This is a genomic window from Porphyromonas sp. COT-290 OH3588 (assembly GCF_000769075.1).
Taxonomy (GTDB): Bacteria; Bacteroidota; Bacteroidia; order Bacteroidales; family Porphyromonadaceae; genus Porphyromonas.
In genome coordinates this window covers 90,004-110,684 of record NZ_JRFC01000014.1, presented here as the reverse complement: position 1 = coordinate 110,684, position 20,681 = coordinate 90,004, and the positions used below count along the sequence as shown (strand labels likewise).

The window sequence follows — 20,681 nt, the reverse complement described above, 5'->3', positions numbered from 1 at the left end:
CTATGTCAATAGGAACAATCAAGAGAGTGATTATCAGTGGTGGTGGTACGGGTGGGCATATCTTCCCAGCTTTATCGATTGCTGACACTTTGCGCAAGCGTTATCCCAATGTCGAAATCCTCTTCATCGGAGCAGAGGGACGTATGGAGATGACGAGAGTGCCAGCTGCAGGGTATTCAATCAAAGGCTTGCCTGTGGAGGGACTCAAGCGTAAGCAAATCTGGAAAAATTTTGGCGTCCTGAAGAATTTCTTTGTCAGCCTAGTGATGGCACGAGATATAATTCGTCAGTTCCAGCCCGATGTCGTGGTTGGAGTTGGAGGCTATGCAAGTGCTCCAACGCTCAAGGCGGCGCAATCGCTTGGGGTGCCAACGCTCATACAGGAGCAGAATTCGTATGCAGGCCTCACTAATAAGTTCCTGTCAAGAAGGGCCGACCGCATCTGTGTGGCTTATCCCGCTATGGAACGTTTCTTCCCAAAAGACAAGATTGTCCTCACGGGCAATCCCATTCGCCCGCAGATTGAGTTCCCTCAGCACTTCGATCGAGCGGAGGCACTTAGGTATTTTGGCTTATCAGAGGGGGCTGAGCGTATCGTTTTGGTTGTTGGCGGTAGTTTGGGCGCACTCACGATCAATGAGAGTATCGGTCTACAGCTTGAGCAGTGGCGACTTGCAGGGATTACACTCATCTGGCAGACAGGTACAAGCTATCAGGATAAAGCTCGTGAGCTAGTTGCTGGCTACGATGCTCCTATCTATACGAATGCTTTCATCGATCGTATGGATCTTGCCTATGGCCTTGCCGATGTCGTCATCTCAAGGGCTGGTGCAGGCTCTATCTCGGAGATTTGTCTGCTTGGTAAACCAAGTGTATTGGTGCCTTCGCCCAATGTGGCGGAGGATCATCAGACGAAGAATGCTCTAGCTCTCTCTAGCAGAGGTGCAGCAATCTTGATTGCCGATAGGGATGCACGCAGAGAGCTGACGCCTCGGACCATTGAGCTGGTTAAGGACGAGACCATGTGTGCTTCACTGCATGGCGAAGCCCTTAAACTAGCGCAGGGTAGAGCCGCTGAGAAGATCGTAGATGAGCTCGAGAAGCTAATTAGATAAGCCCAAGGTGTTCAGCCTATTCCGACAGAATGTAGTTTCGTCGCTCAATAAATTTCTCGGAAAATACACTTGGGGTATTGTGGATATAGAAAAAGATTATACCTTTGCATCGTCGAAGGACAAAAGGCGATGATTGGGCCTATAGCTCAGCTGGTTTAGAGCATCTGCCTTACAAGCAGAGGGTCATAGGTTCGAATCCTATTGGGCCCACCAATCAAGAGGACGACACAGACGTGTCGTCCTCTTTTTGTCTTAAGTGTATCCCTAATCATTATGAATGTATAGGCCAGAAGATTATCCTTTTTTTGTGTAAGTTTGTGGAGGATTGCAATCAATGGCTCTAGCACGATAGTCGAGCCGACAAAACTCAAATGAAGAATTATGGATATACAAGCTAGATTCGAGCACTTCAACTTTAATGTTTTTGACCTCGAGCGTTCGCTCAAGTTTTACGAAGAAGCTCTTGGACTCAAGGAGCATCACCGTAAGGAAGCCAGTGATGGCTCTTTTATCCTTGTCTATCTATGCGATAGCCATGGACACTTCTTGCTTGAGCTGACATGGCTACGAGATAGAGCAACCCCATATAACCTTGGGGACTTGGAGTATCATCTCTGTATGCGTGTAGCTGAGAACTACGATAAGGTACGTGCCTATCACCGAGAGCTGGGCTGCATCTGCTATGAAAATCACGACATGGGGTTGTACTTCATCTCCGATCCCGATGGCTACTGGATCGAGATCCTCCCAGAGAAGTATAAGTAAATAATAGCTTCATCACATTATGACATTCAAACAAATGCTTTATTCTGCCGTAGCAGCTTCTACAATTGGAGCCTCGGCTACAGCGCAGTGCGAATTTGCTTCGTCAAACCATCTGAAGTTGACGCCCGAACGCCTGCTCGAGATGGCTCGCGTAGGCGATGCCTCGCTCTCTCCCGATGGCAAGAGCGTCGTTTATTCCGTTAGTTTCCCAAGCATTCAGGAGAACAAAAGTCAGACAGAACTTTTCCGTGTAGGCCTTGACGGGCAGGGGCGCACTCAGCTCACCAAGACGACGGCTGGAGAGTACAGCCCTCGCTGGATGAAGAGCGGACGTATCAGCTATCTTAGTACAGAGAGCGGAGCTATGCAGCTCTGGAGTATGGCTGCAGACGGAAGCGATCGCCGTCAGCTCACCAATATAGAGGGTGGAATTAGCAGCTATATCATCTCTCCAGATGAGAGCCGAGTGCTTTATGTCAAGGAAATTAAGTTTGGTAAGTCTACTGCTGATCTCTATCCCGACCTGCCCAAAGCCACAGGGCGTGTGATCAATGATCTGATGTATAAGCACTGGGACGAATGGGTGGAAACTATCCCACACATTTTCTTTGCTGATTTAGGCAATAGCCCTATTACTTCGGGTAAGGACATTCTAGAAGGCGAGCCTTACGAAGCACCAATGAAGCCTTTTAGCCCTATCGAAGATGTGGCATGGAGCCCAGACGGGAAGAACATCGCATACGCAAGTCGCAAGAAGACTGGCGTTGCCTACAGCCTCTCGACCAATAGCGATATCTACATCTACGATACAGCAACTGGCAAAACCCAAAATATAACAGAAGGTATGATGGGTTATGATACACACCCTGTCTTCTCTCCCGATGGCAAGCAGATCAGCTGGACAAGTATGGAGCGCGACGGCTATGAGGCCGACTTGAAACGCTTGTTTGTAATGGATCTCAAGACGGGGAAGAAGACTTGGCTAACCGAAGGCTTTGAGTGCGATGTTGAGCACACACAGTGGTCGGCCGATAGTAAGAGCATATACTTCCAGAGCTGTGTCAAGGCAGAAACGCACCTACATCAGATTACTCTCAAAAACCGTAAGATTCGTCAGATTACCCAAGGGCAGTACAACTATACTTCATTCCAAGTGGAGCAGGGGCAAATGTTGGCTGGTCGCCAGAGTATGCTAGAGCCTACCGACCTCTATCGGGTGAATCTCAAGACGGGTGAAGCGACAGCGATTACTTGTGAAAATAAGGCAACTATGGAGCGACTAGCACCGATGACCGTAGAGAAACGCTGGATGAAGACGACAGATGGTGGCGATATGCTCGTGTGGATTGTACTGCCTCCCGGGTTTGACAAGAACAAGAAATATCCAGCTCTGCTCTATTGTCAAGGGGGGCCACAGAGCACGGTTAGCCAATTCTTCTCGTTCCGTTGGAACCTCCGCCTAATGGCAGAGCAGGGTTATATCGTCATCGCTCCTAACCGCCATGGTGTGCCTAGCTTCGGTAAGGCTTGGAATGAACAGATTAGTGGCGATTATCCCGGACAGAATATCCGTGACTACTTGACTGCCGTAGACCAAATGAAGCAAGAGCCATACGTCGATGCCGAACGCATTGGTTGTGTTGGTGCGAGTTATGGTGGCTTCTCTACTTTCTACCTAGCTGGTAATCACGAGAAGCGTTTTGCCGCTTTCATCGCTCATGCGGGTATCTTCAACATGGAGATGCAGTACCTCACGACAGAGGAGATGTGGTTTGCAAACTGGGATATGGGTGGTGCGCCATGGGAGAGAGATAATAAGGTCGCTCAACGTACATTCGCCAACTCGCCACATAAGTTTATAGACAAGTGGGACACGCCGATCCTAGTGATCCACGGAGAGAAGGACTTCCGCATCCTAGCAGATCAAGGCATGGCTGCTTTCAATGCTGCTCAGCTGCGTGGTATTCCTAGCCAACTCCTAGTTTACCCAGACGAGAACCACTGGATCCTCCGCCCACAGAACGCTCTGCTCTGGCAGCGCACCTACTTTGGCTGGCTGGACAAGTGGCTTAAGAAGTAGCAAAGCACTTATTCAATAGTAAAGGGCTGCACCGACAATCAATCGGTGCAGCCCCTTTTTTGTGTAGGAATCTTAGGCTTATTTGCGCTCAGCTAACCAGAGGTAAGCATTGCGGAAGGCTTGCATCCAAGGGCTTACCTCGTGGAGCTCACGGGCATCCGCAGGGTAGTAGCCGCATTGCCATGGGAAGATTGCACGCTCTGGGTGCGGCATCATAGCTAGATGTCTGCCGTCCATGCTGCATAGCCCTGCGATGCCCTCTGGCGATCCGTTAGGATTGGCAGGATAAGCGTCATAGGCATAGCGAGCGATCACGTTGTAGCGGTCGGAGCTGTAGGGGAGGCTGAACTTACCTTCGCCATGAGCCACCCAGATACCCATTTTGCAGCCCGATAGATTGCCGAGCATCACGGATTTGTTCTCTGGGATCTCTAGGCTTACGAAGCTAGACTCGAAGCGGCCCGACTCGTTGTGCTGCATCTTGTGTTTGAGCTCATGGTCAGGATAGAGTAGCTCAAGCTCTGCCATGAGCTGGCAGCCATTGCAGATACCTAGGCTGAGCGTATCGGGACGAGCATAGAAGCGGTCGATCGTAGCTTTAGCTCGCTCGTTATATAGGATACCTGCCGCCCAACCCTTAGCAGAGCCTAGTACGTCACTATTGGAGAAGCCGCCACAGAAGACTAACATCTGTACATCTTCTAGTGTTTCTCTACCGCTTGTCAGGTCGGTTAGATGTACGTCTTTGACGTCGAAGCCAGCGAGGAATAGGGCGTAAGCCATTTCACGTTCGCCGTTGGTCCCCTTATCTCGTACGATGGCTGCACGCACACCGCTTGGAGTCTTGCGGTCTGGGTCTAGACCAAGATCTTTGAGCTTGCCTGTGAAGCCAGCAGGGAAAGTATAGCCCACGGGCTGATGCTTGTAGTTGGCATAGCGTGCTTGGGCTTGTGGTTCGGCCGTCTGATGTAGATCCATGAGGTAGGAAGACTCGTACCATAGTTCACGCTTGGCATCAATGTCGAGCTTGAGTGTTTGGCTAGTATGCTTGATGATTAGTTCACGGCTCTCTGTAGGGCGGGCAATACGAGCGAAGCCGATACTTGCGCTACGTAGTGCCTCCTCGACAGCCTCGGTGTCACGCACCTGAACTAATATACCCGGATTCTCGGCGAATAGGATCTTGATGAGATCTTGCTCTGCAATCTGGCTGAGATCTACCTCTAGGCCTCCTTTAGTATTGGCGAAGCACATCTCCAAAAGTGCTGTGACAAGACCACCGGCCGAGATGTCGTGCCCTGCGAGGACTAAGTCACGGCGGATTAGATCTTGTACTACCGCAAAGGCATCACGGAAGTACTCAGGCTCCTCTACGGTCGGTACCTGCTCTCCTACACGACCGAGGCTTTGGGCAAAGGCAGAGCCACCGAGGGCTAGTGGAGCAAAGCTGAAATCAATGTGGTAAACGTAGGTGTCTGGCTCGAGGCGAAGCACTGGAGAAACGATATTCTTCACTTGCTCTACCTCTGCCGCAGCACTGATAATCACAGTTCCCGGGCTGATGACGCTTGGCTGCCCATCGGGATACTTCTGCGTCATCGAGAGAGAATCCTTGCCAGTGGGGATATTGATGCCTAGACTAATGGCGAAGTCTGCTGCTGCCTCTACGGCATCATATAGACGAGCGTCCTCGCCTGCGTTGCGGCAGGGCCACATCCAGTTGGCACTGAGCGATACACCGGAGAGGCCGTGCGTCAGTGGAGCGAAGACGATGTTGGTTAGGGCCTCAGCTATTGCTACGACAGAGCCAGCAGCAGGGTCTGCAAGTGCTACTGCTGGGGCATGCCCGATAGAGGTCGCGATACCAGAGCGGCCACGGAAGTCGAGTGCCATAGCTCCACAGTCACTCAGAGGGAGCTGGAGCTCTCCTTGGCATTGCTGGCGAGCCACACGGCCAGTCACAGAGCGATCTACCTTGTTTGTTAGCCAGTCTTTGCAAGCTACAGCCTCCATGCGTAGCACATTGTCGATGTAGCTCTCAAGCTCTCGAGCTTCGTATTGAGGGGCTGCATAGTGTGCCTCGACACGACTATCCTGCATGATGGTTTTGGGCGAATTGCCGAACATATCCGATAGAGCTAGGTCGATAGGCTTCTCGCCATTGTCCTTGGCGAAGACCAGACGCATATCGTCCGTTGTTTCGCCAACCACATAGAGAGGGGCCCGCTCACGCTCGGCCACACGGCGCAGTGTGTCGATATGCTCCTCGCCTACGAGTAGCCCCATGCGCTCTTGGCTTTCGTTGCCGATGATCTCACGAGCCGATAGGGTAGGGTCGCCTACGGGCAGGCGGTCCATATCGATACGTCCACCCGTAGCCTCTACAAGCTCGGATAGGCAGTTGAGGTGTCCGCCAGCACCGTGGTCGTGGATAGATACGATGGGGTTGTCGTCACGCTCTGCCATCGCACGAATGACGTTTTGCGTACGCTTCTGCATCTCGGGGTTGGCACGCTGGATTGCATTCAGCTCAATAGCTCCCGCAAACTGCCCTGTATTAACCGAGCTAACCGCACCACCACCCATGCCGATGCGGTAGTTATCGCCGCCAAGCAGTACGACTTTTTCGCCTTGCTTGGGCTCGCCCTTGAGAGCATTTTCCTTGCGAGCGAAGCCGATACCGCCAGCTAGCATGATGACTTTGTCGAAGCCATAGCTTGGGCTGTCGGGGCTCTCCTGATGCTCATAGGTAAGTACGGATCCGCAGATTAGTGGCTGACCGAATTTGTTGCCAAAGTCGCTCGCTCCGTTGGAGGCTTTAGTTAGGATTTGTCTAGGTGTTTGATAGATCCATGGACGCTCCTTGGTGTGTGCCTCCCATGCTCGTGTTCCGTTAGTTCTAGGGTAGGAGGTCATATAGACGGCCGTTCCCGCTAGAGGGATACTGGCTCGTCCGCCTGCCATACGGTCACGGATCTCGCCGCCTGTACCAGTGGCAGCACCGTTGAAGGGCTCTACCGTCGTGGGGAAGTTGTGCGTCTCGGCCTTGAGGCTCAGGACGCTATCTATTTCTTTGGTCTGGAAGTAATCTGGTTGGTCGGCCGAAGCTGGTGCAAACTGCTCGATGCGTGGCCCCGAAACGAAAGCTACATTGTCTTTGTATGCCGAAACAAGGAAGTTGGGATTAGCTGCACTTGTTGCCTTGATCATGGCAAAAAGCGAACTCTCACGCTCCTCTCCGTCGATAACGAAGGTGCCACCGAAAATTTTGTGACGGCAGTGCTCCGAGTTCACCTGAGAGAACCCAAACAGCTCGCTGTCCGTTAGGGGGCGACCGATGCGCTGCGACACCTCTGTAAGGTAGCCGATTTCATCATCGCTCAGAGCTAGCCCCTCTGCCTCGTTGTAGCCTCTGATATCCTCGATGTAGCGAATAGGCTCTGGAGATCTGTCTATATGGAATAGTTGCTGATCTAGGCCTGAATATAGTACTTGGAGCATAGGATCATACTCGGCGTCTGCTCCAGCGACAGGATAATACTCCTCAATGCGTGTAATCCCCGAGAGGTTCATATTCTGCGTGATCTCTACTGCATTGGTACTCCATGGGGAGATCATTTCTCGACGAGGGCCTACATAGTAGCCTTCTATATGGTCTACATCGAGGTATTCTGCGCCAGAGAATAGCCAGTTGAGTGCCTCTAATGCCTCGCTTGTGAGAGGTTGCGAAGCCTGCAGAGCAAGAACTGAGCCCGAAGGGCTACGGAAGAAATTAATCTTCATGAATCAATCAGAGTTATATGAGTTAAGAAAATTATGCTTACAAAGATACGTCTATAATGTTGTCTAAAGAAAGATAGAACCACGTGTCATCTCCTGCAATGGGGGAGTACCACGTGGTTCTATACATTAATTATATCTATCTATATGGAGCATTAGCTCGGTATGCGCAGGCTCTTGCCCGGCTTGAGCAGGCTTTTGCTCGTTAGTCCATTGGTCTGTCTTAGTTTGCGCACGGTGGTGCCGTAGCGCTTGGCGATGCCGTCTAGTGTATCGCCCTTGGTGATGCGGTGGGTGCGAATGTCTTTGGCGGACGAAGCTCCCTTGGTCTTGCGGGCAGCATACCTAGCCGTGCCAGTAGGTCTGGCTTGCGACTTCTTGAATGCGTACGTATCTACTCGTGGTACACCCTCTACGAAGTCGAATAGCTCCTCTGGGTTGAGTGGAATCCCCATGAAACGAGCCTCGAAGTGTAGATGAGGCCCTGTCGAGCGGCCCGTGTTGCCCCCTAGAGCGATGGGTTCGCCAGCCTTGATGATGGCTCCCTCTTTCACGAGCGAGCGACTTAGGTGGCCGTACACCGTTTCTAAACCATTGGTGTGGCGCATCACTACATAGACGCCGTAGCCGCCTCGCTCATAGGAGCTAATACGCACTTTCCCAGAGAACGCAGCCCGTACAGTGTCGCCGATATGTACCTTGAGGTCGGTACCATAGTGCATACGACCAAATCTGCGACGATAGCCGTAGCACGAGGTTACTTGGCGCTTCTCAATTGGCATTACGAACTCTCCCAAATCTATGTTGTAGCTGTCTGGGATATTGGTATTCTGCCCAGCGAAAGGGTTCACAGTGTGCCCCCAAGACTCCTCGCCATATAGATCAACAGACGGAGCATCAAGCTCCTGCATGCTAACCCCCTCCTTAATTTCCTCCTTGAGACCTCCATCTCTGAGTTTTTTTTGCTCTCTGATCCGTTTGTGGATCTCAACCCGGTCTGCCATCAGCATACGATCGCCGGACAACATCGTAGTATCGGCTACGGGGTGCGCTTGATCTGCTTTGCGTACCTCTTTGCTAGGTGTCTGAGGGCGCCCCCTCTGGGCTTCTGCACTCTGAGGCAGACTAAAGCTCAGACACAAAGATGCGCATAACACAATCAGTGATTCCTTTGTCATACTAATCTGTTACGTTAAACAAAAAACAATAATGAGCCCACGCCTCTCTTGGCATTGGCTTCTGATCCCCAAATCCTCGTCCAAAGCTCCTATTCAAAGGGTTAGTCGGTAGGAACTATGAAAATGCGAACCCAAAGATCGGAAACAAAGATAGATAAAAACAATCAATACACCAATAATTTTTAGTAATTCATGTTAAAGAATTTTATTTCAAATGGCGACCTCACCCCAGAGGTTTGGCTTATTCTCGGCTCCCTAGAGGATTTATATTTTCGTCCACTTTTCAGAATGTTGATGGTGCGATTTTGTTTGGAAGGGCAAAAAGGATTAGACCGTGTATTTGCCCCCTAGGAGGCGCCAGACATAGCTCGACCTTGTTTGGGCAATCCACTTGCAGTCGAATGAAAACAGCTGCCTAAAACGCGATTTTTTAAGTGGCTAATAATTAAAGTTTTATCGTGTTTGTCTGGTGGGTTTTATATATTCGTGTCGCCTTGTGGGTTATTTCTTCCCATCAATCCTTGGTGATTGTAGGACATATCTTGGTAGGCTAGTCCTTCAATCTTACACAATTAGTCCTTCAATTTTCCATAAAAGCCCTATTGATCCTCTACGGCAGACTAATCGGCTAGCCTAATTGTCTGTGTGGTTCATTTACGTTTCTTAACCAAAAAGATGAAAGGGCGATACCCGAGAGGTATTCTTTCCCCTCGCTTGAGAATATCTAATTATTCAGTAGAATTATAAGTTGCTATTTAATTATTCATACAAAAGGGGCTGCCGCAAAAAGAGTTTTGCAACAGCCCCTTTCAGGTGTTTCAGAATGCTTAAAATGAAGCTCAGTCTATGAGTGTTGTTCTTTGGGAGCGGATCTACATAAGTGCTACTATTGGAAGCCTATGATGCGCTCGGCATAGGCCGCCCAAGCGGCCTTGTAGGCTGGTATAGACGCTTCTGGAACCTCGATCTGGGTAGCCTCTGGTAGGATACTTAGGAATTGAGGTGCTGGATCCAATGGCTCAGCAGATAGGAATCTTACCGATACGAGGTTGCGACATTTCTCGAAAGCATTGCCTGCAATCCCTGCGATATTGGCGGGTATAGCTACGGTCGTCAGGCTAGTACAACCCGAGAAGCCCCCTAGGTTGCTTACAGAGGCTGGAATGTCGATAGACTTGAGACTCGTGCATAGGGCAAATCCATAGAGGTCGCTTAGCTGGCTACCTGCGGCGAAGTGTACCCGATCGAGCGAAGAACAGTTGTCAAAGGCGTCCATCTCGGTCACGGAGGCTGGGATATTGACCTGTTTTAGGGCTATACACCCCTTGAAGCCAGAGATAGATGCCACTTGGCTTGTCCCCAAGAAGCGAATTTTCTTCAGAGCGACACATTCGTCGAAGCCTTCAAGCGAGGTTACGGACTCAGGGATATTGATTTCTTCTAGACCGGGACACAGTGCAAAGCCCGAGAGGTCGGTCACTGTATTGGGTATGTTGATGTCGAGTAGTGAGGTACACCCATCGAATCCAGATAAGTCAGTCAGGCGTCCTTGCTCGGCAAACTCAATCTTGGATAGGTTGGCACAGCCATCAAAGCCCGATAGACTGCGTACGGAGGCAGGGATGTCTATACTCCTAAGTCCATTACATTGGTTAAATCCTGCTAGCTCCTCTAGCCCATCGGGTAGATTGAGATGTGTTAGCCTAGGAAGGCGTGCGAAGGCACCGTTGGCTATCTTAGTCAGTTTGCCCGATGTAGCGAATGCGATCTCGGAGAGAGAGGTCGATCCAGCGAACGCACGGCTCTCGATCTCCATGAGAGAGCTTGGTAGCTCTATACGTTCAAGGCTTCGGCAGCCATAGAAGGCATCTGAGCCAATCTTACTGAGTGCACTAGAGGGAGCAAAGTCGATGCGGCTGAGCTTGCCACAGTCTGCGAACGCATATTTGCCTAGCTCGACCACACCCTTGGGGATTGTGATCTTACGCAGGCCAGAACCTCTGAAGGCTCCACCTTCAATTTCTATCAGCTGGCTTGGTGCTCTAAACTCAATGTCACTTAGACTGGCGCAGAAGGAGAAAGCATCTTTGCCAATGACCTCAACGGAGGAGGGTATGCTCACTCGGGTAAGATTGGGGCAGCGAGAGAAGCCGACCACCCGACGCACGCCCTGTGGTATACGAATCGATGTGAAATGAGTATGGCCACGGAAGACGTTTTCCTCCCAGCCGATGACGTCGTAGCCCTTGAGAGCTGGCAGTGCCTCAATGTCTAGGACTGCTGGCGGATTACCCCAACTGCTGATCCAGTAGCCTCCTTCATCTTCCATATAGACGAGCTTAATATCGCCAAGTATGATAGCGGTACCGTCTTCGGGAGCAAGGGCTGGGTTTGGGTGCTGTATGATGCTGATGTGCTCAAGCTCGTCCCCATCCTCGCTGCTTAGGGTGATCGTAGCATATCTGCTTGCTTTGCCGTCGTTGGCACTGGCCTCCACGACAATTCTCTCTTTTCTGACAGCAGAGCGTAGCCCCGAGAAACGGACCTTGAGCCATGCTTCGGCTTCTTGAGGGATTTTGATTTTGTACCCGAGATCTGTATCTAGATCAATGGAGATCTCGCCGCCCTTGTGCCCTATGGTATGTACATGCTGATGTATGCTTAGCATGCCTTGAGCGAAGACAATGGCCTGCATACGAGTATATCCCTTGCCGTCGCTTACGAAGACCAGTACACGGCTATCTACAAGGATGTGTGGCGTGGTCACCTCGATGATGCCTTGGGTGTCGGTGTTTTTGTGGAGTATGGCCTTGTAGCCATCTTGTGCCATGACCTCTACTTGTGTATTGGTGTCCCCTCCGATGATAGAGTACGAGATCTCGTACTTCTTGTTGGGCTGCATTCGGATAGGGCTAGTGCGCCCTAGGATTAGCCTGAGGCCCTCTCCTTTGGGGATCTTCAGTACTGTGCCACCTTTGATTGTCAGGTAGACGAAATCGACCTCTTCCTTCAGATCTATAAATAGTCCAGAGTTCGGGTTAGGATTAGGGCTCGGGTTGGGTGTGTCGTCTTTTGCCAAGCCTAGCTTTGTCCAGTTTTTGCCATGGTCGTACGAAACGTACCAATAGTTCTGCTCGATTTTGAATTGAGGCGTTACTCCGTCAGCTCCGGGTTTACCCGCCTCGCCTGGATTACCTTTTTCCCCTCTTACTGGGATTTTGTTGCGGTTTGAGTCGAGGAGGAATTGGCCGTCGATAGCCCAGTAGTAGGTCGATCCTTCTTGGATCACGCCAATTTTTGGGGTAGAGCCCTGATTGCCATGGAATATGTCAATGGCTTTGTTTTTGGCGAATTGGATGCGGTAGCCTGTTCTGTCCCCTTCGTTGATTGGAGTGACAGAGGTAATGTAGTCGCCGGTATTCATTGAGGCGATTAGCCTTTGGAGCTCTTTGATGTCGGCGTTGAGTACGGCTGCTATTTTCTCTAGCTCACTTAGCCTCTTCTCCACTTTGTCTACACGTTCGCCTAGGTCATTCACTCTAGAGGATATGTCTCTATCGTCGTAGCGACATCTCGATAGGGATACTAGGCAAATAAACCCTATCAGCACAATTCTTGCATAAATAGTAGCTTGTTTCATCTTCTCTAAGATTAGGTCGATACAGCAACATTGCTGTACACTCTGCAAAAGTAGGAAACAATATCCTAAAATTGATGCAATTAACTCAAAAGTGTATGTTGTCAAACCAAAGTGCACTGCTACAAATGCAGTGCACTTTGGTTTGACAACATACACCTCTACAGACGATGATATCCGTACGTATGGCGATTGGCTAATTCTATTGTGAAAAATTAACACTTCGAGGGCTATTTGAGCTCCTTTCTGCCAAGCACCCTAGATGAAGAGCCTTTATTGGTTAGATCTCATATTTGTCCCCTAGAGGGCGCTATATTGCGTTTGACCTTGTGTCCGCTCTTATCCCCTTAGCCAATCAAAAAAGTCCTCTATATCGTGTGTTTTTAACTGATTGTTATTTAGGTAGATATATTTATCTTCCTAGTTGATGTATCTCCATGAGCGATACGTTTCGGTATTTCTTCCCATCAATTGCTTGGGATTGGTGGACATAGTACGACACATGAGTCCACCAATCGGCAAAAGTCTTCCCTTCAATTTAGGCAGATGCTCTATTAATTTTGTTGGGAGCTCCCCCTGAGAGCCTCAATTTTAGAGAGGTATTTTTACGTATTTTAACGGAAGAGATGACGAATGATCTGCTTCAGAGCCTACCAGTGTCTGTACCGTTGAGCTTAATCTGATCTAGGGTAACGTGGATTAATAGAAATAGTCTATCGCTGTCCTTCGACAAAAATAAGAAAAGGGCTGTGCCAAAATTAAATTTCAGCACAGCCTCTTTTAGATGCTTCAGAATGTGTAAAATGCAGGAATTGTGTGGGCCGAGGGCAGAGCGGCGTTTACTCCAGCTACCCCAAGGCCAAGTATCGTGCGCTAGAGGGCGCTTAGGTCGAAGCTGATGAGGGATATACTAGAGTAAGTGGCCTAAAGCCGACAACGAAATCCGTACGGAACAAATGTCGCAAATAGCTTGAGCAGTTTGTATACTATGGGCACACCCTCTTCATACGACATACACATTCGTCTATAAAGTAAGAGAGCTCTTAGTAGGTACCCACCATCTTCAAGATACGAGCTACCTGCCAAGAGTAGGCAAGTAGTACGGGGAGGAAGACGACGAGTGTGAACTGCCAAGCTGCAAGCCTTGGAGCGAATACCTCACGTGAGGGGCGATGCCCTAGAGGCGAGAGGCGCTGGCGCAGCCATTGATGAAGCAGAGAGATTAGATAACCAGTACTCAACCCTACGGCAAAGCCAACCAAGATGTCGGAGAGGAAATGTACACCTAGATACATACGGCTATAAGCTACGATGAAGACCACGCCGAAAATAAGGAATGAGGTAAGTCTATCTCGTATCGTTCGGCTCATCAGCATTGCTACGGCGATGAAGTTGGAGGCGTGACCAGAGAAAAAGCCATAGGCAGCCCCTTTGTATCCGAATACGATGTGGAGCAAGTCGCCCAAGCCCTCTAGATGTGTCGGGCGTGGCCTTGCGAAGAATGGTTTGGAGAAGCCCGCACTTAGCCTGTCGCAGATCAAGATGCATAGCCCTACACAGAAGATAAATAGCACGGCTTCTTGCCATGGCTTACGATAGAAAAGATAATACAGCAGCACGGCTACTACAGGTATCCAAGCTCCGGTATTGGATATCATGTACATAAAGGCATCGGCTATGGGGCTATGCCAGCCGTTGATAGCTTTGAGAATACCGACTTCGCCCGGTATAAGAGGAGGCGTTAGATTGAGAAATATCATTGTTTGATTGGTAAGATTCGTGTAAAGCTTGTATTTGCTATCCAACCAGTCCGCCCGTCCGGCAGGCGTACTTCACTAGCCGTTTCTTTAGTTGTCAATATGCCGATTGGAGTCCCCTCGTGGAGCTCGGCTATTGCCACAGCCTCCGCCTCGGGGGTAGACATCAGCTGCTGTCCCTGCTGTACGATAGCTTGTGACTGGCTCATCTTGTGGTAGTACCACTGGTGCAGTATGCAGGCATTGGCCACGAGGCAGAGTAGTGCAAGTAGGCTAGAGGAGTAGAAGAAGATTTTTTTACGAGTCAGCACTCTAGAGATGAGGAAGGAGCCTAGAGCGAGAAGCATCAAGGCAAAGGTCGCAAGGGCGATAGTCGCCCAAGTCTGTATCGTGAACTGGTAGCATAGGCGATCGGCCCAGCGTGTCATTAGCCCTCGACCATCTCCCATTCCACCTTTGATCTGCTTGTATAGTAGCCCGAGGTTGTGTCTAGCCAGTTGATGTGTTGGCTCTAGATAGAGCGCTCGCTCGTAGGCTAGGATAGCATCGGGGAGATGCTCCATCTGTGTGTAGCATACGCCTAGATTGTAGAGCATATCGGAGGTTGGGGTGTTGCTCTCTGCTATTTGCTCTTGGTAGTAGCGTGCAGCTTCGGCATAGTCGCCTTGGGCGAAAGCCTCGCTAGCAGATGGTAGTGCTTGCTGAGCGTAGGTAGTGGTCTTGAGCATAGCCAATAGGGCTAGGCAGAGATATATGAAACGATTCGTCATCTTCGATAGGATTTATTTGCTGTCTATGGCACTATTTACCCGTTAGTTTCTTCGAGGTTTCCACCTTAGCAATGGCCTCTACAGCCCTTTGGTAGAGCTGTTTGGGGGCATCGCTAGAGGCATTGGGAGCAAAGCGAGCAAACTCGGCCTCGTCTAGGGTAGCACACCAAGCATCTATTAGCTCAGGCTCTACGCTGTGGCGCTCTAGATGTTCACGAACGTTGCTGCGACTTAGCTCGGAGGTTGGTAGGCGTAGTTTATCGCCCATATAACCCCACAGAGCACGTAGCAGCTCTTCGTAGAATTGGCTGTTTTGGTTCTTATCTAGGTATTGCTTGGCAAGACGCAGGCGTTTGTTGGCTACGGCATTGGCTCTGGAGGCACTATAGCCTAGGACATCGGCACGTAGTGCAATCCTCTTGCGGATCAGCATGAGTATAGCTACGAAAAGTACCATTAGCCCGATATAGCTGGCTGGGTATTGCCAGCTAGATACAAACGACAGCCCTTTGATTTCCGAGGCTCCTGTCTTGTTTGTCAGACCATACGGTGTGGTGTCGCCCTCTATCGTGGAGCTTCGTACCACAGGGGTATTCGACTCAATGTGTTTACCTTGAGCCACTCGAATGCTCATCTCTTCGGTTGCTACACGCTTGTAGCTCTTGCTCGTAGGATCGAAGTACGAGAAGGTCAGCTTGGGGAGTGTGTAACGACCCGTGTGTCTGGGTATGATGCTGTACTCGATGATGCGAGTAGCTCGCACCGTTGTGCCGTCGCTTGTCTGCTCGGTTTCGTCGCTTGGGTCGTAGACCTCTAGCTCACGAGCGAACTCCAGATTGGGTAGCCTGGCTATCTTAAGGTTGCCAACTCCTTGTATGCGATATCGCAGTGTAAGGGCTTCGTTGGTGCGAGCGCTCTGACTCGAGAGCTCGGCATTGACGATGAACTTACCTACAGCACCCGAGAAGTCGTCGGGCTTACCTGCTTCGGGGAGAGGTTTTACGTTAATAGCCACTGGCGAGGTGACGAGCTTGCGCTCTATCATTGATCCAAGGAATGGATCGCCTTCTAGCTCCATGGGTATCTGAATAGTGATCTCACTGGAGGGAAGTGTCAGCGAACCTGCTCTTTGCGGGAAGAGTACTTCACGTATAATCTCGGCCGTTTGGTAGCTAGTACCTTGATAGTCTTCTCGTAGAATGGGTGTGCGCCCTGTATCTTCTACTTTCTGGCTAATAAAGCCGTCGTAGGTGGGAGCTTTGGCGTCCAAAACACCGAAAGACGTAGAGGAGTAAATCTTGTAACTCACAGGGAGAGCCTCCTGCACATAGATCGAGGTTCGTGGCACGACCGTGCGGTAGAGGTATCCTCTAGACATACGACTCATATTCTTTGCCCCCGAGGTGCTGGCTAGTACCGTCAGTTTGTGTGCAGGTGCTGAGATAGGCTCTCCAGACGGGCGAGCTAGCTTGAAACCAGAGATTGTGAACGAACCTCGATTTGTCGCTAGGAATGTATAGGTAAAAGCTACATAACTAGAGGATACGACACGCCCGTTGGTAATAGATACATTGGAGCTCTCGTTGCGTGTAGGGCCATAGAGTAGCTCTAGCCCCTCGTACTTTGGTGGAATAGGTGATACATCTTCCTTGAGATCTCTGATAGCGTAGGTGACGGAGAAAGGGCGCCCCTGCTCGATCTCTTGCGGAGCCTCGACTTGGATAGTTTGTGCTCGGAGCGTTGTGCCGACGAAGGCTAGAGCACAGATGAGGATATAAATCAATCTACTTATCGATGTTACCATTTTCGTTTTACCTTATTGTTTCTTTTCTGCTCCACCTCACGCTGCATCTGTTCTACACGTTGGCGAGTCTTGTCGTCATTCTGTTTGTAGGCATCTAGGATCTGCTCGGCTTGCTGTCTACTCATTTTACCTTCGCCCTCTTGGGGATTGGCAGGGTTCTTGGCCTCAGGGTTTTCTTTCTTTTGCTGTTGGTCCTGTTCCTTCTGCTGGTTCTTTTGCTTGTCCTGCTGTTGCTTATCCTTGTTCTGATCCTGATTTTGCTTCTGATCCTTGTCTTGATTTTGCTTCTGTTGCTGATCGTTTGGGTTCTGCTGCTGCTCTGGCTTCTGTTGTTGTTCCTTCTGCAGGAGTTTCTGGGCTAGGACGAGGTTGTAGCGTGTAGCATCATCGCTCGGGTTGAGAATGAGTGATTGTTCGTAGGCCTCGATAGCTTTGGCATACTGCTTCTCTTGCATCGAGATGTTGCCTAGGTTGTGCCATATCTCCGCTTGCTTGTCTTTGGGTAGGTCCGTTTGCTTGGCGGCCTGCTCGTAGTAGCTACGTGCCTCTTGTCCTTTGCCTTGTTTGTAGAGCGTATTGCCCATGGCGAAGTTGGCGTATATCGAGAGGCTATCTTGCTGGAGAAGCCTTCGGTAGCTAGTTTCGGCTGCTATGAAATCTGACTTCTCGTAGTCCTTATTCCCTTTGCGTAGGAGTTGTCTCTGTCGTACTTGAGCCTCTACGGAACCCATGCCCATAAGCATGAGCGCTAATAATAGAATCTGTTTACTACTCATGGGAGAAAAGGTTGTATTTCACTAGGATTCTATTTCTTCTCTCGGCGATAAAGCACTCGGACACGAGGAGCACTAGTGCTAGCCAAGCCCATACCTCGAAGAGCTCTAGATAGCCCGAGTGATCGAGGCGTCCTGTATTGGCCTTGGGGAGTTTGTCTAGCTCCTGATACAGAGCCTCGACCAAATCGCTCTGATTGGTCGAGGTGACGAAAGAGCCTTGACCTGCTTCGGCGATAGAGCGGCACATATCGGAATTGAAGTGTGTCGTAACGACCTGTCCATCTTCGTCTTTGAGATACTGACCGTCTGCCACTGGTATAGGTCCGCCCTCGGCAGTCCCTATCCCTACTACTTGTACTCTGATGCCTTGCTTAGCGGCTGCCGTTGCGCTCTCGATGGCGTCCCCCTCGTGGTCTTCTCCATCTGTCATGACGATAATAGTCTTGCCGATGTCTTCACGAGAGGAGAAGGACTGTATGCCCAGAGAGATTGCCTCGCCGATTGCTGTGCCCTGAGCTGATAGCATAGAGGGGCTAATGTTGGCCAAAAACTCCTGCGCTGTTTTTAGGTCAGTGGTGATGGGGAGCTGTATGTAGGCCTTACCTGCGAAGACAATGAGCCCCACCTTGTCACTTTGCATACGCTCGAGCAGACGCTGTACCGAACGCTTGGCGAAGTTTAGGCGTGAAGGCGCCAAATCTGGGCAAAGCATCGAGTTGGAAACGTCTATACATATCATAGCTTCTATGCCTCGTCTGTCCTCGCCCTCCTGTTTATTGCCCGGCATCTGAGGGCGAGCGAGGACGATGACTAGGGCGGCGAAGGATAAGATGAGCATCAAATCTCTCATGAGTCGTTTGCGTCCTACACGCTCAGGCATCAGAGTGGTGCGCATCTCGGGATTGCTTGCATAGCGATGTAGCTTCCGCCGCCTGATGTAGAAGCTGTAGATGCTCAGCCCGACCATAGGGGCGAGCAAGAGCAGCAGGTAGAGATATTGGGGAGAATGAAATATAAACTTCATTACGGATTCGTTCTGAGGTAAGTATTGCGCAAGATGAAATCCAAAGCTAAGGCCAGCAATGCAATGATAGCAAAGATAAGGTATTCCTCACCCACCATTTGATAGTTGCGTGTGCGCAGCTTGGTTTTCTCCATTTGATCGATCTGCTTGTATATTTTCTCCAGACTGCTCATGTCCGTGGCACGGAAGTACGTGCCGCCTGTACTCTCGGCGATCTGTCGTAGCACTACCTCGTCTAGATCCACAGGCATGGGGCGCACGACCGTTCCTCCAAAAGCCGAGGAAATGGGGTACGGGGCCTGCCCTTGATCCGTCCCCATACCGATAGCGTGTACTGTGATGCCTAGGCTTGCGGCGAGTTCTGTCGCTAGTTGAGGGGATATATCACCGGCGTTGTTTACCCCATCGGTCAGTAGAATGATGACCTTGCTCTCGGCTTGGCTATCTCGTAGGCGATTGACCGCAGTGACAAGACCTAGCCCGATGGCAGTCTGATCCTCAATCATACCGGGTGTAATCTGATCCAGTCGATTGACTAGGGCGCCGTGGTCGGTAGTCAGAGGACAGACAGTGAAGCTCTCGCCAGCGAATGCCACTAGACCGATATTATCATTGGGGCGATTGGCTACGAAATCTGCAGCCACTTGTTTAGCAGCCTCGATGCGGTTGGGTTCGAAGTCCATCGCTAGCATACTGGTGGAGATATCCATCGTCAGCATGACGTCTATCCCCTCCACATCGTTTTCGCTCCAGCTCCTTGACGACTGGGGGCGAGCTAGGGCGATGATGAGCATAGCTAGAGCAAGCATGCGCAAGGCAAAAGGCAAATGTCTTAGGCGTACTCGCCAGCCAGAGGGTAATCCCTTGATGAAGCTAAGGGAAGGTGTCAGAAGTGCTGCCTGAGCATGCCGTCTATGTAAGATGTACCATAGCACAAGCGCTGGTATAGCTAGTAGCAGGTACAGCAAGTGTGGGTGTAGGAATGTCATACTTCAGCCCTCCCTTCTGCTATATCGCTATTGTCTGCCTCCTCTTGTGCGGCAAGCCATAAGGACTGCGTGCGCAGCACGAAGCTACGTGCATCGGCTAGTGAGTTGCGAGCATCGCCCTCGGTGGGGGTGCTTTTGGCAAACTTCGATAAGTCGGCCTCACGCTGTAGTCCCTCAAGTAAGGTACGCAGCTCTCGGTCTTCGCCCCTGCGGTAGAGGTAGTCGTTGAGTTCGCTCGTGGTCATCTCCAGTACATGCCAGCCTTTGACAGCATAGATATAGTGCTTGAGGCTCTCGATGACCTCGCTATAGAATTGTTTGTACGCTCCCGATCGCCAGTAGGCACGTGCCTCGATTTCTCTTAACTCTCGCTCGATGAGCTCCAGTGGCTTCTCTGTTATCTCGCGGGTAGGGGTGGAGGCAACAGGTAGTTTGACGTCCTTGGGTAGCTGTCTGTATCGATAGATGCTATAGGCAGCGATAGCTAGCAGGAGTATAATCCAGAAAGCAGGGTGCCTGAGTATGAGCTCCAAGATATCAGCTAACCCCCAAGATACTCCCCAAGGAGCCTTGATGTCCTCAAACTGCTCAGGGTGATCTAGGTCTACCTCGGGCTGAATGACATTGAGGGCTAGTGGCTCTGTCTGGGCACGACCGCTGGGTGTCTCGACGACAATAGGCGGTATGACGATGAGCGTTGAGTCGAAAGAGGTGATGAGCATCTTGGCTTGTATCTCTCGTAGCTTATCGTCTATCTGTACTGTATCGACAGCACCGAACTCAAGGATCCTAAAGCGAGATGGCTCTTGGTCGTTCTCTGCCACGAAAAAGTGAGTGCGTGCCAAGTCGTCGGTGCGGATCACCACATCGATGATAGCTTGCTCGCCCGTTTTCATCTCGGCTCTATCTAGCTGGGCTTGGATAGAAACATTCTGAGCTTGGGCTGGCCAGCTCAGAAGTGTCCCTAGCGTAAGTATGATTAACTGTAGGTACGTCCTCATCGGAA

Annotated in this window: 13 protein-coding genes and 1 tRNA gene; 4 read left to right on the top strand and 10 right to left on the bottom strand. The window is 50.5% G+C overall.

The window, feature by feature from the left end; translation table 11 throughout:
• Positions 1-2: 2 nt before the first annotated feature.
• From murG to HQ48_RS02245, 4 genes are all read left to right on the top strand, one after another.
• Entirely contained in the window at positions 3-1,115 is a 1,113-nt protein-coding gene (gene murG, locus HQ48_RS02260) for an undecaprenyldiphospho-muramoylpentapeptide beta-N-acetylglucosaminyltransferase (RefSeq protein ID WP_044231499.1), read from the top strand.
• Positions 1,116-1,250: 135 nt separating this feature from the next.
• Positions 1,251-1,328 (top strand) — tRNA-Val (locus HQ48_RS02255).
• 168 nt (positions 1,329-1,496) lie between these two features.
• Positions 1,497-1,880 carry a VOC family protein gene (locus HQ48_RS02250; RefSeq protein WP_044231498.1) on the top strand — a complete coding sequence of 128 codons (384 nt, stop codon included), beginning with the start codon at positions 1,497-1,499 and terminating at the stop codon, positions 1,878-1,880.
• A gap of 19 nt (positions 1,881-1,899) precedes the next feature.
• Entirely contained in the window at positions 1,900-3,960 is a 2,061-nt protein-coding gene (locus HQ48_RS02245) for a S9 family peptidase (RefSeq protein WP_081969688.1), read from the top strand.
• A 78-nt stretch (positions 3,961-4,038) separates the two neighbouring features.
• Here HQ48_RS02245 and purL read toward each other — a convergent pair whose 3' ends face one another.
• The 10 genes from purL to HQ48_RS02195 all read right to left on the bottom strand — a co-directional run bounded on the left by purL (position 4,039) and on the right by HQ48_RS02195 (position 20,676).
• On the bottom strand, positions 4,039-7,743 hold the full coding sequence (gene purL, locus HQ48_RS02240; protein ID WP_044231497.1) for a phosphoribosylformylglycinamidine synthase: 3,705 nt from the start codon (positions 7,741-7,743) through the stop codon (positions 4,039-4,041).
• A 152-nt stretch (positions 7,744-7,895) separates the two neighbouring features.
• Positions 7,896-8,918: a M23 family metallopeptidase gene (locus HQ48_RS02235; protein ID WP_044231496.1), complete on the bottom strand. Its 1,023-nt coding sequence runs from the start codon at positions 8,916-8,918 to the stop codon at positions 7,896-7,898.
• A gap of 886 nt (positions 8,919-9,804) precedes the next feature.
• Complete coding sequence (locus HQ48_RS02230) at positions 9,805-12,558, bottom strand: leucine-rich repeat protein (protein ID WP_044231495.1); 2,754 nt, start codon at positions 12,556-12,558, stop codon at positions 9,805-9,807.
• A gap of 1,040 nt (positions 12,559-13,598) precedes the next feature.
• Positions 13,599-14,315, bottom strand: a complete 717-nt coding sequence (locus HQ48_RS02225) for a phosphatase PAP2 family protein (protein WP_044231493.1) — start codon at positions 14,313-14,315, stop codon at positions 13,599-13,601.
• Positions 14,312-15,082, bottom strand: a complete 771-nt coding sequence (locus HQ48_RS02220; protein WP_044231492.1) for a tetratricopeptide repeat protein — start codon at positions 15,080-15,082, stop codon at positions 14,312-14,314. The genes HQ48_RS02225 and HQ48_RS02220 overlap by 4 nt, the downstream gene beginning before the upstream one ends.
• A 31-nt stretch (positions 15,083-15,113) precedes the next feature.
• The gene (locus HQ48_RS02215; protein WP_044231490.1) at positions 15,114-16,886 is read right to left on the bottom strand and encodes a BatD family protein; all 1,773 of its coding nucleotides are present in this window, start codon (positions 16,884-16,886) and stop codon (positions 15,114-15,116) included.
• The gene (locus HQ48_RS02210) at positions 16,880-17,662 is read right to left on the bottom strand and encodes a tetratricopeptide repeat protein (RefSeq protein ID WP_044231488.1); all 783 of its coding nucleotides are present in this window, start codon (positions 17,660-17,662) and stop codon (positions 16,880-16,882) included. Before HQ48_RS02210 ends, HQ48_RS02215 begins: the two co-directional genes overlap by 7 nt.
• A complete protein-coding gene (locus HQ48_RS02205) occupies positions 17,655-18,686 on the bottom strand; it encodes a VWA domain-containing protein (protein ID WP_044231487.1) in 1,032 nt (343 codons plus the stop codon). Before HQ48_RS02205 ends, HQ48_RS02210 begins: the two co-directional genes overlap by 8 nt.
• On the bottom strand, positions 18,686-19,675 hold the full coding sequence (locus tag HQ48_RS02200; RefSeq protein ID WP_044231486.1) for a VWA domain-containing protein: 990 nt from the start codon (positions 19,673-19,675) through the stop codon (positions 18,686-18,688). The genes HQ48_RS02205 and HQ48_RS02200 overlap by 1 nt, the downstream gene beginning before the upstream one ends.
• The gene (locus HQ48_RS02195; protein ID WP_044231484.1) at positions 19,672-20,676 is read right to left on the bottom strand and encodes a hypothetical protein; all 1,005 of its coding nucleotides are present in this window, start codon (positions 20,674-20,676) and stop codon (positions 19,672-19,674) included. Before HQ48_RS02195 ends, HQ48_RS02200 begins: the two co-directional genes overlap by 4 nt.
• Between the last annotated feature and the right edge of the window lie 5 nt (positions 20,677-20,681).

Excerpts from the sequence above, each read along its gene's own strand:
- purL (WP_044231497.1), bottom strand. The coding sequence starts at position 7,743 with ATGAAGATTAATTTCTTCCGTAGCCCTTCGGGCTCAGTTCTTGCTCTG.
- HQ48_RS02205 (WP_044231487.1), bottom strand. The coding sequence starts at position 18,686 with ATGAAGTTTATATTTCATTCTCCCCAATATCTCTACCTGCTGCTCTTG.
- HQ48_RS02215 (WP_044231490.1), bottom strand. The coding sequence starts at position 16,886 with ATGGTAACATCGATAAGTAGATTGATTTATATCCTCATCTGTGCTCTA.
- murG (WP_044231499.1), top strand. The coding sequence starts at position 3 with ATGTCAATAGGAACAATCAAGAGAGTGATTATCAGTGGTGGTGGTACG.
- HQ48_RS02225 (WP_044231493.1), bottom strand. The coding sequence starts at position 14,315 with ATGATATTTCTCAATCTAACGCCTCCTCTTATACCGGGCGAAGTCGGT.
- HQ48_RS02210 (WP_044231488.1), bottom strand. The coding sequence starts at position 17,662 with ATGAGTAGTAAACAGATTCTATTATTAGCGCTCATGCTTATGGGCATG.
- HQ48_RS02195 (WP_044231484.1), bottom strand. The coding sequence starts at position 20,676 with ATGAGGACGTACCTACAGTTAATCATACTTACGCTAGGGACACTTCTG.
- HQ48_RS02230 (WP_044231495.1), bottom strand. The coding sequence starts at position 12,558 with ATGAAACAAGCTACTATTTATGCAAGAATTGTGCTGATAGGGTTTATT.
- HQ48_RS02200 (WP_044231486.1), bottom strand. The coding sequence starts at position 19,675 with ATGACATTCCTACACCCACACTTGCTGTACCTGCTACTAGCTATACCA.
- HQ48_RS02245 (WP_081969688.1), top strand. The coding sequence starts at position 1,900 with ATGACATTCAAACAAATGCTTTATTCTGCCGTAGCAGCTTCTACAATT.
- HQ48_RS02250 (WP_044231498.1), top strand. The coding sequence starts at position 1,497 with ATGGATATACAAGCTAGATTCGAGCACTTCAACTTTAATGTTTTTGAC.
- HQ48_RS02235 (WP_044231496.1), bottom strand. The coding sequence starts at position 8,918 with ATGACAAAGGAATCACTGATTGTGTTATGCGCATCTTTGTGTCTGAGC.
- HQ48_RS02220 (WP_044231492.1), bottom strand. The coding sequence starts at position 15,082 with ATGACGAATCGTTTCATATATCTCTGCCTAGCCCTATTGGCTATGCTC.